The sequence below is a fragment of the Rhizobium bangladeshense genome, assembly GCF_001662075.1.
GTDB classification, from domain to species: domain Bacteria; phylum Pseudomonadota; class Alphaproteobacteria; order Rhizobiales; family Rhizobiaceae; genus Rhizobium; species Rhizobium bangladeshense_B.
On sequence record NZ_LYPL01000006.1, the window covers coordinates 104,258 to 117,497 of the forward strand.

General features: G+C 63.2%; 12 protein-coding genes. 11 read left to right on the top strand and 1 reads right to left on the bottom strand.

Translation table 11 applies throughout. From position 1 onward, the window contains the following. Nucleotides 1-6 precede the first annotated feature (6 nt). The 11 genes from A7X77_RS14010 (at nucleotide 7) to A7X77_RS14060 (ending at nucleotide 12,292) form a co-directional block, all read left to right on the top strand. Nucleotides 7-3,183 (top strand): SPOR domain-containing protein, encoded by a 3,177-nt coding sequence (locus tag A7X77_RS14010; protein ID WP_064683505.1) that lies wholly within the window; start codon nucleotides 7-9, stop codon nucleotides 3,181-3,183. Nucleotides 3,184-3,293: 110 nt separating this feature from the next. Continuing rightward, nucleotides 3,294-4,307 carry a beta-N-acetylhexosaminidase gene (gene nagZ / locus A7X77_RS14015; protein ID WP_064683739.1) on the top strand — a complete coding sequence of 338 codons (1,014 nt, stop codon included), beginning with the start codon at nucleotides 3,294-3,296 and terminating at the stop codon, nucleotides 4,305-4,307. A gap of 18 nt (nucleotides 4,308-4,325) precedes the next feature. Continuing rightward, entirely contained in the window at nucleotides 4,326-5,183 is an 858-nt protein-coding gene (locus A7X77_RS14020; protein ID WP_064683506.1) for a segregation and condensation protein A, read from the top strand. After that, a complete protein-coding gene (gene scpB / locus A7X77_RS14025; RefSeq protein WP_064683507.1) occupies nucleotides 5,180-5,884 on the top strand; it encodes an SMC-Scp complex subunit ScpB in 705 nt (234 codons plus the stop codon). Before A7X77_RS14020 ends, scpB begins: the two co-directional genes overlap by 4 nt. 185 nt (nucleotides 5,885-6,069) lie before the next feature. Then, complete coding sequence (locus A7X77_RS14030) at nucleotides 6,070-6,261, top strand: twin-arginine translocase TatA/TatE family subunit (protein WP_064683740.1); 192 nt, start codon at nucleotides 6,070-6,072, stop codon at nucleotides 6,259-6,261. Between the two features lie 51 nt (nucleotides 6,262-6,312). Then, complete coding sequence (tatB, locus tag A7X77_RS14035; RefSeq protein WP_064683508.1) at nucleotides 6,313-6,930, top strand: Sec-independent protein translocase protein TatB; 618 nt, start codon at nucleotides 6,313-6,315, stop codon at nucleotides 6,928-6,930. Then, complete coding sequence (gene tatC / locus A7X77_RS14040) at nucleotides 6,927-7,754, top strand: twin-arginine translocase subunit TatC (protein WP_064683509.1); 828 nt, start codon at nucleotides 6,927-6,929, stop codon at nucleotides 7,752-7,754. Before tatB ends, tatC begins: the two co-directional genes overlap by 4 nt. Nucleotides 7,755-7,851: 97 nt before the next feature. Then, nucleotides 7,852-9,135, top strand: coding sequence for a serine--tRNA ligase (gene serS, locus A7X77_RS14045; RefSeq protein WP_064683510.1), 1,284 nt, complete (start codon nucleotides 7,852-7,854; stop codon nucleotides 9,133-9,135). Nucleotides 9,136-9,139: 4 nt separating this feature from the next. Further along, nucleotides 9,140-9,913, top strand: a complete 774-nt coding sequence (gene surE, locus A7X77_RS14050) for a 5'/3'-nucleotidase SurE (RefSeq protein ID WP_064683511.1) — start codon at nucleotides 9,140-9,142, stop codon at nucleotides 9,911-9,913. Continuing rightward, on the top strand, nucleotides 9,910-10,563 hold the full coding sequence (locus tag A7X77_RS14055; RefSeq protein WP_039619385.1) for a protein-L-isoaspartate(D-aspartate) O-methyltransferase: 654 nt from the start codon (nucleotides 9,910-9,912) through the stop codon (nucleotides 10,561-10,563). Before surE ends, A7X77_RS14055 begins: the two co-directional genes overlap by 4 nt. Nucleotides 10,564-10,702: 139 nt before the next feature. After that, nucleotides 10,703-12,292 carry a LysM peptidoglycan-binding domain-containing M23 family metallopeptidase gene (locus tag A7X77_RS14060; RefSeq protein ID WP_064683512.1) on the top strand — a complete coding sequence of 530 codons (1,590 nt, stop codon included), beginning with the start codon at nucleotides 10,703-10,705 and terminating at the stop codon, nucleotides 12,290-12,292. Nucleotides 12,293-12,350: 58 nt separating this feature from the next. Here the strand turns inward: A7X77_RS14060 and A7X77_RS14065 are convergent, their stop codons facing one another. Further along, nucleotides 12,351-13,223, bottom strand: a complete 873-nt coding sequence (locus A7X77_RS14065; protein ID WP_064683513.1) for an ATP-binding protein — start codon at nucleotides 13,221-13,223, stop codon at nucleotides 12,351-12,353. Between the last annotated feature and the right edge of the window lie 17 nt (nucleotides 13,224-13,240).

Sequence of the window (13,240 nt, forward strand, 5' to 3'; positions counted from 1 at the left end):
ATAGGCATGGCTGAGAAACAACTTGCGTATGATACGCGCGGAAAAGACGATCTGTTTGCTGACGACGACCCGTTGGCCGAGCTTGCTCGCATCGTCGGCTTCGAACCGCGTGTTGCAGCGAATACGGTGAGCGAAGCCGCACGGCGCGAGCCCGCCTTCAATCTTGAGGACGAGCTCGGCCGCGAGTTCGACCGTTACGACTCTCCGCGTCCGCTCGCAGAGCTCGACCATCCGGCCGAGCCGATTTCCGATGGCATTGAGCCCGAAGATTATGTCGAGCCCGTTCTCGATGTCGCCCCTGCTGTCGAAAGCCCGCAGGCCCCGGAGCCTGTCTCCGTTGCTCCTGCCGCCGCTGAAGAAGCAGCGCAGCCTGCAGCAAGAAATTGGGACGTTGCCGCTGCCGACTGGCCGGCGGGCCGGCAGCAGCTTTCCATCGATCCCGTTTCCGAGGCGCCCGTCCAAGCCGCCTTCGGTGGCGCCCGCGATCTGATCGAAGAGCTCGAATTGTCGATCGGTGCGGCGCCCGTCTCTTCCGTGCCGCAGTCCGCCAAAGCCCCGCAATGGTCGGCCGCCAGCATCCGGCTGCCGCTTGCCAATTTCCACGCGCCGAAACGCGAGGAGCCTGTTGCTCCGCCGGCGGATGTAGTTGAGCCGGCGGCCGAAACTGTCGCCGCGCCGGTGGCAGAAGTAGCCGACGAACCGGTGGTTGAATCATCGCTTGCCGATCCTGTGGCGGTAGAGCCGCAGCCTGCGGTCGAGCAGGCGGCGCCCGTTGCCGCTGTCGAGCCTGCCGAGGAATTCGTCTCCGCTTCGCCGTCATTTGGGTTTCCCGCCGAGCTCGATCGCCACGATGAGGCAATTGCGCCGCAAGAGACTGCCGACGCCGAAGAGTTCGTCGACGTCGAGGAAGGTCCGGAGGAGTTCAGCTCCGACGTCGGTTTCGATCTCGCGGCCGCTGTGGAAGGCGAGATCCAGGTTGATGCCGCCCTGACCGAAGTCGTACCGGAAATTCCGCACACCGCCGGCACTTTCGATCTCGACGATCTGCTGGCCGACGTCTCGCGCTATCCGGTGCCGCATCCGGTATTGCAGCGCGCCAATCTGGCGCCTGTCGCGCCGCAGCCCGCCGCCGAGGCGGCCCCCGCAGCCGCCGCACCGGTTCAGCCGGCGCCGGCCGCCGCTGCACCGATCCTGTCCGCTCAGGTCGAAATCGTTCCTGCCCCTGTCGCCGAAGTGGCAAAGCCGGTTGCGCCTCAGCCTGCCGAGGTCACCGCCCCCCAGCCTGCCGCAACGCCATATGCCCGGACGCCGCAGCCCGCGCCCGAGGCTGACGATCCTTTTGCGGGCCACGATTTCGAACTGGATCTTGCCGGCATCGAGCTGGAACTTGCCGATCTCGATTTTTCCGAGGCATCCGAGCCTGCACCGCAGCCGAAGCCGCAGCCGGCGGCACCCACGCTGTCCGCACCGGTCTTCGCGGCCGAACCGCCGGCCGTAGCTCCTGCGCCTGTTTTCAACCGGACACCCGCCCCAGAAGCGCCCGCCCCAGAAGTGCCCGTCGCAGAATCGACCGAAGACCTGCCTTTCGATCCGGCGATGATCTCTGATCCGGAGGAACGTCCCGAGACCGTCGACGACATGCACGTGCCGGCGCTGCCGCCGGTCGAGCAGCCCGCGCCGGTGGCGAAAACGGCGGACTTCGATTTCGATCTCGACGCAGAGATCGCGAGCTTCTTTGAACCGGCCAAGCCGCGGGAAATGCCGGCGCCGCCCCGCGATACCGCTGCCGCGGCCAAGCCGGTCAAACCGACCATTGCCGACGGCCTCGATGATTTCGAACGGGCGCTGGAGGAGGATTTCCGCCGCAGCGTGCGCGAGCCGGTCGAGCGCCGCCAGACCTCCGAGGTCCACATCGAATCAGCAAGCCAGGCCGCCGATTTCAGCCGCGCCCGCTCGATGCGCCGGCTGCTTGCCGGGGCTGTCGTGCTGGTGGTCTTCGCCGGCGTCGGTTATGGCGTCTATTCCTCCGTCTGGAACGGCGAGGGACTTGGCATTGTCGCATCCGGCGAGCCCCGTGTGATCACCGCGGACAAGGAGCCGGTCAAGGTCGTTCCGGAAAATCCCGGCGGCAAGACCGTGCCCAACCAGGACAAGGCCGTTTACGACCGCGTCGCAGGTTCCGCCGAGGAGCCGAAACAGAAGGCGCTCGTGTCGTCCGACGAGGCGCCCGTCGATGTCGTCCAGCGCACACTGACACCGGAAGCGCTGCCCGAGGACGACGAGAACGCCGGCGCCGACGCTCAGGTCACGCCGACCGCGGTCGGTGAGACGGAAGATCCGCGTCTGCTGCCGAACCAGGCAAACGCCGAGGACACGCCCGCAAGCGGCGCCGACAAGACGCCGTCCGTTTCGCCGCGCAAGGTCCGCACGATGATCGTCAAGCCTGACGGCACCCTGGTCGCCCGCGAGGAGGCTGCGCCCGTCGATCAGCCGGAGCCGCCGGTACAGTCTGCCCAGAAAACGCCGTCTACCCAGCCGATGCCGTCCGCCCAACCGCCGGTCACGGCGCAGTCCGCGCCGTCGACCCCAACCGTGCCGCCGGTTAGCGGAACGGCTGCAAGCTTCCCGGCAAGCGCCGAGGTTGCTTCCGCCGACGCGCGTTCCACAGCACCGGTCGAACCCGCCCCGGCACAAGGATCGCCTGCCGTAACTGCCGATGCGCAGACGGCAAATCCCGCCTCGGCCGATGCGCCGGTACGGCCGGTCAAGACCACGACGATCGCCGATACGGCCCCGGTTCCGATTGCCCGCCCGGCCGATCAGCCCGTCACTGTCGTCGGCACCGTCACCGAAAGGGGCAATGTCCGCACGCCCGCGCAGCAGCCGACGCAGGTCGCCTCTGCCGCGCCCGCCGCCCAGCCGCAGCAGGCCGCATCCGCCGGCGGCTACGGCCTCCAAATCGCGTCACTGCCGTCGGAGGACGAGGCCAACAAGTCCTATGCCAACCTCTCGAAGAAATTCGCCGGGGTGCTGGGTGGCCGCGCTCATGAGATCCGCAGGGCCGATATCGCCGGCAAGGGTACTTTCTATCGTGTTCGCATCCCGGTCGGCTCTAAGGATGAGGCCGCAGCACTTTGCGAACAGTATCGCGCAGCCGGCGGAAGCTGCCTGATCTCGAAGTAAAATCAGGTCACGGAATTATGAGAGCGGCGGGCCGATCGGCTCGCCGCTCTTTTTTGTGCATCGCGCCCGCGCTTGCTCGCATTTGGCCCGGGTCGGTCTATGATTCCTATATGACCGAATCAAAAGCGATGATCCTTGGCTGCAGCGGCCTTGCCCTCACAGCCGAAGAGAAGGCCTTCTTTCGGGGCGAACAGCCCTGGGGCTTCATTCTCTTCGGGCGCAACATCTCCGAACCCTTGCAGATTGTCGATCTCGTCGCCGAACTGCGCGACAGTGTCGGCTGGCATGCGCCGGTGCTGATCGACCAGGAGGGCGGCCGCGTCCAGCGCATCCGCCCGCCGGTCCTGCCGCGTTATCCCGCGGGTCAGGCGCTTGGCGATCTTTATCGCCGCGACACAGCACTCGGCCTGCGCGCCGCCTGGGTGATGTCGCGGCTGCATGCTTTCGACCTCTCCAAGCTCGGCATCAATGTCGACTGCCTGCCGGTGCTCGACGTGCCGGTCGAAGGCAGCAGCAACGTCATCGGCGACCGCGCCTATGGCGGCGATCCCGAGACCGTCATCGCCATGGGCCGGGCGGCTGCCGAAGGACTGAAGGCCGGCGGCCTGCTGCCTGTGATGAAGCATATGCCCGGCCACGGCCGCGGTTTTGCCGATTCCCATCTGGAGCTGCCTGTCGTCACCGTCTCGCGCGATGAGCTCGAAACCCATGATTTCCCGCCCTTCGTCGCGATGAAGGACGAACTGATGGCGATGACCTGCCATGTCGTCTTTACCGCCATCGACCCGGACAATCCGGCGACGACCTCGCGCAAGGTGATCGACGGCGTCATCCGCGAGCATATCGGCTTTAGCGGTCTGCTGCTTTCCGACGATAGCTCGATGAACGCTCTATCGGGCACGATCGGCGAACGTGCGGCAAATATCATTGCAGGCGGATGCGATATCGTGCTGCATTGCAATGGCAAGATGGACGAGATGGTGGATGTCGTGGCAAATGTTCCACCGCTTGCCGGCGTGTCGCTTGCCCGCGCCAAGGCTGTGGAAGCAGGCTTCGCCGCGTTGGATGGCGCCGATGAGGCGGAGTTGAGAGCGGAATTCGAAGCGATGTTTGCGATCGTGTGATCGCAGAGGAGCAGGGTGGTGAACACGGTCAAGGGCACGGAACGTCCGCAGTCGGCAACGCCGATGGACAAGCTGTGGCAGGACAACGGCGCCGAGCGCGCCAGCCACGAGCCGGCGTTGGTGATCGACGTTGCCGGCTTCGAAGGTCCGCTCGACCTGTTGCTCTATCTCGCCCGTAACCAGAAGGTCGACCTGTCGCGCATTTCGGTGCTGGCGCTTGCCGAGCAATATTTGCAGTTCGTCGAAAGCGCCCGCCGGATCCGCATCGAGCTGGCGGCCGATTATCTCGTCATGGCGGCCTGGCTTGCCTATTTGAAATCACGGCTACTCATTCCCCAACAGGTGAAGGATGATGGGCCCTCGGGCGAGGAGATGGCGGCAACGCTTGCCTTCCGCCTGAAACGCCTCGAAGCCATGCGCCAGGCGGCGGAGGGCCTCGTCAACCGCAACCGCCTCGGCCGCGATATTTTCGCCCGCGGCGCGCCCGAGCATATTCCCGACCGGCAGCAATCCGCCTACGCCGCAAGCCTCTACGATCTCCTGACTGCCTATGCGGCGCTGCGCCAGCGCCATGCCGTCACTCAGGTGACGATCGAGAGGCGCAATGTCTGGTCGCTGACCGATGCCCGCGAGCTGCTGACCCAGATGATCGGCGAGGTCGGTGACTGGACGGCGATGGAGCATTATCTGCTGCGTTATCTCGCAGCGCCGGAAGAACGCGTCACGGCCATCGCCAGCGCCTTCGCCGCGTCGCTGGAGCTGGTGCGCGAGGGCAAGCTCGAAATCCGCCAGGACGGCGCCTTTCAGCCGATCTATATGCGCCGCGGCCCAAAACATGCGACGCTGCAGGTGGTGGAACAGGAGCGGCCGGCTTGATCGATCTGAAGGGCGACGAGGATTTCGAGGAGGACGGCCGCGACCTGCAGGCCGAGATCGAGGCTGAGCGTATCGCCGAGGCCCTGGTTTTTGCCTCCTCGCAGCCGGTGCCCGAAGGTTTCCTCGCCGAGCGCCTCCCCAAGGATGCCAACGTTCGCGCGATCATGCTGCGCCTGAAGGAGCAATATGCGCCGCGGGGCGTCAATCTCGTGCAGATCGAAGGTGCCTGGGCCTTCCGCACCGCCGCCGATCTCTCCTTCGTCATCCGCCGCGATGACAATGAAGTGAAGAAGCTATCGCGCGCCGCACTCGAAGTGCTGTCGATCATCGCTTATCATCAGCCGGTGACGCGTGCCGAAATCGAGGACATTCGCGGCGTTCAGACCTCGCGCGGCACGCTCGATGTGCTGATGGAAGCCGGCTGGGTGCGGTTTCGCGGCCGCCGGCGCACACCGGGCCGGCCGGTGACTTTGGGTACGACTCGCGATTTCCTCGACCATTTCGGCTTGGAGGAATTGCGCGATCTGCCCGGTCTCGAAGAACTGAAGGGAGCGGGCCTGCTCTCCGGCCGTATCCCGGCGAACTTCAATATTCCCTCGCCATTGATGAACGACGAACTGACCGAGGACGAGGATCCGATCACCCAGATGGATCTCGAAGAACTCGGGTTGCTCGCCCCCCGTTCTACCTCCGAAGATTGAAGGACTTTGTCTTGCTTTTGCCACGCATGACGAAAACAATGGTGCTCACGATATTTCGACGGGTCAATGGCTTGTCATAAAGGGCGATACCGTGACATTAAGCGCAGTTCGAAGGGCTTGATGTTGGAAACGGTGTTGGAAATCCTTACATCGTGGGAACATCGAAACAGGGAGTTAGAGTAATGATTGGTTCTCTTAGCGTGTGGCACTGGCTGATCGTTCTGGTCATCGTGCTGTTGTTGTTCGGTCGCGGCAAGATTCCGGAACTGATGGGCGATGTCGCCAAGGGCATCAAAAGCTTCAAGAAGGGCATGACGGACGAGGACGCGCCGGAAACGGCAAAGACCGTCGATCACAAGGCCGACGAAACGAAGTAACCAAGTCCGGGAAAAAGCGCCGCCCCCGCGCTTCCCGTCCAGGAGCCTTGCATGTTCGATATTGGTTGGACCGAGCTTTTAGTGATCGCGGTCGTGCTGATCGTCGTTGTCGGTCCCAAGGATTTGCCGCCGATGCTGCGCGCTTTCGGCAAGATGACGCAGCGCGCCCGCAAGGTGGCGGGTGACTTCCGTGCGCAGCTCGATGAGGCTTTGCGTGAAGCCGAGCTTGACGATGTCCGCCAGACAATCGGCGACGCCCAGAAGCTCAACCCGGTCAACAGTCTGCGCGAGGCAATGAACCCCCTTCGTCAGATGGGCAACGAGATCAAGGCCGATCTGCAGAAGTCGACAGTGGTCACGGAAAACAAGACTGAGGTGCCGCCGGCAGTCGTGTCGGCCCCGGCGCCGTCGACGAGCCTGCCGGAAACGCCGCCGCTCGTGCCGACACCGTCGCCGATGCCGGAACCCGTCGCCGCAGCGGCTGTCCAGGCCGGCACGATTGCCGCCAAGCCGAAGGCTCCGCGCAAGCCGCGCGTCAAGGCCGCTGATAAGGCCGATGCCGTTGCCGCCATTGCCGCGCCGGTGGAAAAGCCGAAGCGCGCGACGGCAGCCAGGAAGCCCGCAACGCCGAAGAAGTCGGCGCAGACTGAGAAGAAGGACGAGGCATGAGCGGTGATATCGAAGACAAGCCGCAGCCGTTGATCGAGCACCTGATGGAGCTCCGCACGCGGCTGATGTGGTCGATCGGCGCGTTCTTCATCGCCTTCGTCGTGTGCTTCTTTTTCGCCAAGCACATCTTCAACTACCTGGTCTATCCCTATAAGCTCGCCGTCAGCTGGGCCAACCTCGATGTCGAGAAGGCGCAGCTCATCTACACCGCGCCGCAGGAATTCTTCTTCACGCAGGTCAAGGTCGCCATGTTCGGTGGCCTTGTCATCGCTTTTCCGATCATCGCCGCCCAGATCTACAAGTTTGTCGCTCCAGGCCTCTATAAGAATGAACGGGCGGCCTTCCTTCCGTTCCTGATCGCTTCCCCACTTCTGTTCCTCTTGGGCGCCGCGCTGGTTTATTTTTTCTTCACGCCGATGGTCATGTGGTTCTTCCTGTCGATGCAGCAGGCGCCGGGCCAGGACGAGGTAGCAATCTCACTTCTGCCGAAGGTTTCGGAATATCTGAGTCTGATCATGACGCTGGTCTTCTCCTTCGGCCTCGTCTTCCAACTGCCTGTTGTCACGACACTGCTTGCCCGTGTCGGCCTGCTGACGTCGGAATGGCTCGCCGAAAAGCGTAAATTCGCCATCGTGCTGGCCTTTGTCGTCGCTGCCGTGCTGACGCCACCGGACCCCTTATCCCAGATCGGCCTTGCGATACCGGCGATCCTTCTCTACGAGATTGCCATCTATGCGGCGCGACTCGTGGAGCGCCAGCGTGCCCGGCAGGCGGTCGAGAAGGAGACCGGATCCGCAGACGTTGCCAAGACGGACAGCGTCTGAGCGGCAATCCGGCAATCCCTTCATGCGCCGTCCCATCCGGTCGAAGCCCGATCAGGCTTTGGCCGGGTCACTTCTGTTGCAACGACCTGGAACGACGATGCTCGATATCAAATGGATCCGCGAGAACCCCCAAGCGCTCGATGCCGCCCTTGCCAAGCGCGGTGCGGAGCCTCTTGCCCAAAGCCTCATTGCCCTCGATGAAAAGCGCCGCTCCGCCGTGCAGAAGGCGCAGGACCTGCTGTCCCGCCGCAATCTCGCCTCCAAGGAGATCGGCGCGGCGCTGTCCCAAAGGAACGCCGAACTCGCCGAGAAGCTGAAGGCCGAGGTCGCCGAGCTGAAAACGCTGCTGCCGAAGGTCGAGGAAGAGGATCGGCAGCTGACGGCCGAGCTCAACGACGCGCTCTCGCGCATCCCCAACATACCCTTCGACGACGTCCCGGTCGGCAAGGACGAGCATGACAATGTCATCACCCGCATCGTCGGCGAAAAGCCGCGCTGGAACCATACGCCGAAAGAGCACTTCGAAATTGGCGAGGCACTCGGCTATATGGACTTCGAACGCGCCGCCAAACTTTCCGGCTCGCGCTTCACGGTGCTGACGGGACCGCTCGCCAGGCTCGAGCGCGCGCTCGGGCAGTTCATGATCGATCTCCACACGCGCGAGCACGGCTATACCGAAGTCAGCTCGCCGCTGATGGTGCGCGACGAGGCGCTGTTCGGCACCGGCAATCTGCCGAAGTTCGAAGAGGATCTCTTCAAGACGACGGACGGCCGCTACCTCATCCCAACGGCTGAGGTGACGCTCACAAATCTGGTGCGCGAGGAAATCCTCGACCAGGAAAAGCTGCCGCTGCGCTTTACCGCGCTGACACCCTCCTTCCGCTCGGAGGCAGGTTCGGCCGGCCGCGACACGCGTGGCATGCTGCGCCAGCACCAGTTCTGGAAATGCGAGCTCGTTTCGATTACCGATGCCGAGAGCGCCATCGCCGAGCACGAAAGAATGACCGCCTGCGCCGAAGAAGTGCTGAAGCGCCTCGGTCTGCATTTCCGCACCATGACGCTTTGCACCGGCGACATGGGCTTCGGCTCGCGCAAGACTTACGACCTGGAAGTCTGGCTGCCCGGCCAGAACACCTTCCGCGAAATCTCCTCCTGCTCGGTCTGCGGCGATTTCCAGGCCCGTCGCATGAATGCGCGCTATCGCGGCAAGGACGACAAGACCAACAGGTTCGTCCACACGCTGAACGGCTCCGGCACCGCCGTCGGACGCTGCCTGATCGCCGTGCTCGAAAATTATCTGAACGAGGATGGTTCGGTCACGATTCCGGACGTTTTGCTGCCTTATATGGGCGGATTGACCAAGATCGAACGGGCGGCCTGAGGCGATGCGCATCCTGCTCACGAATGACGACGGCATTCACGCAGAGGGCCTGGCTGCACTGGAGCGGATCGCCCGCACGCTGTCCGACGATGTCTGGATCGTGGCGCCCGAGACGGACCAGAGCGGTCTTGCCCATTCGCTGAGCCTCTCCGAACCTTTGCGGCTGCGCAAGATTTCCGACAAGCATTTCGCCTTGCGCGGCACGCCGACCGATTGCGTCATCATGGGCATCCGGCAGGTGATGGACATCAAGCCCGACCTCGTTCTCTCCGGCGTCAATTCAGGTTCGAACGTTGCCGACGATGTGACCTATTCCGGTACGATCGCCGGTGCCATCGAAGGCACGATGCAGGGCGTGCGCTCCTTCGCGCTCAGCCAAGCCTATCTCTATGAGGACGGCGCACGCATCGTGCCCTGGGAAGTCTGCGAGGCACATGCCCCGGCTCTTCTGGAAAAGCTGATGGATCTGGAGCTGCCGGAGGGCACGTTCCTCAATCTCAACTTCCCGAACTGCCGTCCCGACGAGGTCGATGGCGCGGAGGTGACCATGCAGGGCAAGCTCGCCTTCAATTTGCAGGTCGATGCCCGCTCTGATGGCCGGGGCTTTCCCTATTACTGGCTGAAGTTCGGCGAACGCGCCGGCGCCTTCATCGAAGGCACCGATATTCACGCCCTTAAGCATAACAAGATTTCGGTAACACCTTTGAAACTGGATCTGACCGATTATTCCGTAACGGACCGCGTGGCGCGGGCCCTGGGATACGGAGCACAGGTTTGACGGCAAGACTGGCGGAGAAGGAGGGCTTTGCGGCGCTCGTCCTCAGACTGCGTGCCGAAGGTATCTCCGACCTCGATCTGCTGACGGCGGTCGAGCAGACGCAGCGCTCGCTGTTCGTGCCGGCGCAATTTGCCGACGACGCCTATTCGAGCCGGACGATTCCGATCGAATGCGGCTCCTTCCTCGAAGGCATCGATTTTGTCGTCCGTATCCTCCATCACCTCAAGCTCAAACCGGGACAGCGTGTCCTCGAAATCGGTACCGGCAGCGGCTTCACTGCCGCCGTCATGGGCCGCCTGGCCGAACGCGTTCTGTCGATCGATCGCTACAAGACGCTGACGACGGCTGCACAGCGGCGCATGGAATCGCTGGGCCTGCGCAACGTCGTCATCCGCCAGGCCGACGGCAGCGCCGGCATGCAGGGCGAGGGCACCTTCGACCGTATCCTGGTGACGGCGGCCTTCAATGCGATGCCGCGTTTTTATACAGACCAGCTCGTTTCCGGCGGCTCGATGATCGCGCCGCTGATGATTTCCGAGAACGAGTGTCGCATGGTGCGGCTGACGAAAACCGGCAGTCGTTTCGAACGCGAGGAACTGTTCGAAGCCCCTTATCTGCCGATCGTTCCGCGTCTTGCCTCGCTGCTGTAGGCACTGCGATTTTTCACCCGTAAGCTATGGTTATCAACTTCTCAAAAATATCGCACTGATTCCAGCGTCTTAACCGCGTGGTAATACTAACGCGCTTTAATAGACTCACAAATGGTTGCGTTCTCAGTGGGTCGAGTCAATGCGTTTCAGTCTTTCGCCGAAGTTCGGTAAGTCGGCCGGTAATCTTCTGGTTGTGGGCCTGCTGGCGAGTGCCGCAACGGGCTGCAGTTCCGATGTGACACGGTTTGGCGGTTTGTTTTCCTCCTCCGGGCAGGATCAGATCACCACAAGTTCCATTCCGCGCAGGGGCGCCGTCCAGGGCGATCCGGTGCCGCGCGCCGATCTCGGCGGTACGGCCGTCGCCAGCCAGTCCGGTTACGGCGGAAACAATGCACTGAACCAGCCCTATCCGGCGAACCCGGGCTACGAGCCGGTCCGTCCATCGAGCGCACGCCTGGCTTCCTCGCCTGTCGCAATACAGCGTTCCGAGCTTGCGGCGCCGACGACTGCCGCACCGTCCCGGCAGCGGGAAAGGCAAGTGGCGCTCGCCCAGCCGTTCCCGGCTTCGCCGCAGGCTGAAAAGCCGCGGCTCGTGGCGCCGTCAGCACCTAAGGCGACGCCCGATTCGCTGACGACCGGCACGACGCCGAAGGTTTCCGGCTGGTCGGCGACCAATGCGCCTTCCGTGACGCTGCGTCCGGGCGAAAACATCGCCACGCTGTCGAGACGTTTCGGTGTTCCGGAAAAGGAAATCCTGCGAGTCAATAATCTGAAGACGGCCTCTGCCGCCCAACCCGGTCAGGCGATCCTGATCCCGACGTTCAATGGCGGCAATGCCGCCAAGGCAGCTTCGCAGGCAGCCGACCTTTCCAAACCGGGCAATATGCCGGGACCGGCCAACGCGCCTGAACAGAAGGTCGCCGTCGTCCCGGGCACCAATTCCGCCCGCGACAAGACGATGGCGAGCGCCGATCCAACCAGCAAGCTTCCGGCCGGCGCCGGCAAGGACCCGAAGGCGCCTGCAGGCACCTATGTCGTCAAGCAGGGGGATTCGCTGGCAAAGATCGCCAAGGCAACCGGCGCCAATATCGACGATCTCAAGGCGGCCAACAATCTTTCGGCGAGCACGCTGCGTGTGGGCCAGGCCCTGAAGGTCCCGAACGGCAGAGCCGACACGATCAAGACCGCCTCGATCCCGGCTGAAAAGGTTGAGTCGAAGCCGGCTGATCCGGCGCCTGCCCAGCAGACGGCTTCCGTTCAGCCCGCGCCCTATAAGGCGCCGTCCGCCACGCAGACCGTCGACGAGGTCGAGAAGAAGGCCGACGTCAGCTCCGACGCGCCGGAATCGACCGGCATCGGCAAATACCGCTGGCCGGTGCGCGGCCAGGTCATTGCCGCCTATGGCGCCAACGTCAACGGCAACCGCAACGACGGCATCGATATCTCGGTCCCGCAGGGTACGCCGATCAAGGCCGCCGAAAACGGCGTCGTCATCTATGCCGGCAACGGCCTGAAGGAACTCGGCAATACGGTTCTCGTCCGTCACGACGACGGCACCGTCACTGTCTATGGCAATGCCGACACGCTGAGCGTTGCCCGCGGCCAGAAGATCCAGCGCGGTCAAACCGTCGCCGTCTCCGGCATGAGCGGCGACGTCAAGCAGCCGCAGGTCCATTTCGAGGTGCGCAAGGACGCGTCCCCGGTCAACCCGATGACTTTCCTGGAATAGGTAGAGCGTACCAGGAAGCGCAAAAGCCCGGCCAATCGCCGGGCTTTTGTCATTTAAATCAGACTCTATCGATATGGACGCGCATGCGTCCCGCCAGATCCTGAATATACTGCCAGGCGACGCGGCCGGATCGCGCGCCGCGCGTCGTTGCCCATTCCAGCGCCTCGGCATGCATCTTGTTGCGTTCGAGCCCGAGCTGGAAGTAATCGGCATAGCCGTCGATCATGCCGAGATAGTCTTCCTGGCTGCATTTATGAAATCCGAGCCAGAGGCCGAAACGATCGGATAGCGAAACCTTCTCCTCGACGGCTTCGGACGGATTGATCGCTGTCGACTGTTCGTTTTCCATCATGTGACGCGGCAAAAGATGGCGCCGATTCGACGTGGCATAGAAGAGCACGTTGTCCGGCCGTCCTTCGACGCCGCCGTCAAGCGCCGCCTTCAGCGACTTGTAGGCGGTGTCATCGTGATCGAAGGAGAGATCGTCGCAGAAGACGATCACGCGGTAGGGCGTATTCTTCAGGAGGTCGAGCAGGTTGGGTAGGCTGGCAATATCCTCGCGGTGAACTTCGACCAGCTTCAGCGCGACGCCGCTTTCGCGCCTGACATCCTCGTGCACGGCTTTGACCAGCGACGATTTGCCCATGCCGCGCGCACCCCAGAGCAGCACATTGTTGGCCGCATAACCTGCGGCGAAACGCACCGTATTTTCGTGCAGGATGTCGCGCACGTGGTCGACGCCGCGGATGAGCTTCAGCGCCACCCGGTTGGGTTTCTTAACGGGCTGCAGATGCTGGCGCAGCGGCGCCCAGACGAAACAGTCTGCCGCGTTCCAGTCGTTGACGGCGGGCGCCGGTCCGGCAAGACGCTGGACGGCGTCAGCGAGTCGCTTCAGCTCGGCAAGCAAGGCGGTGTTGATTTCCTCGGTCATCGCAAGCTCCTGATTTC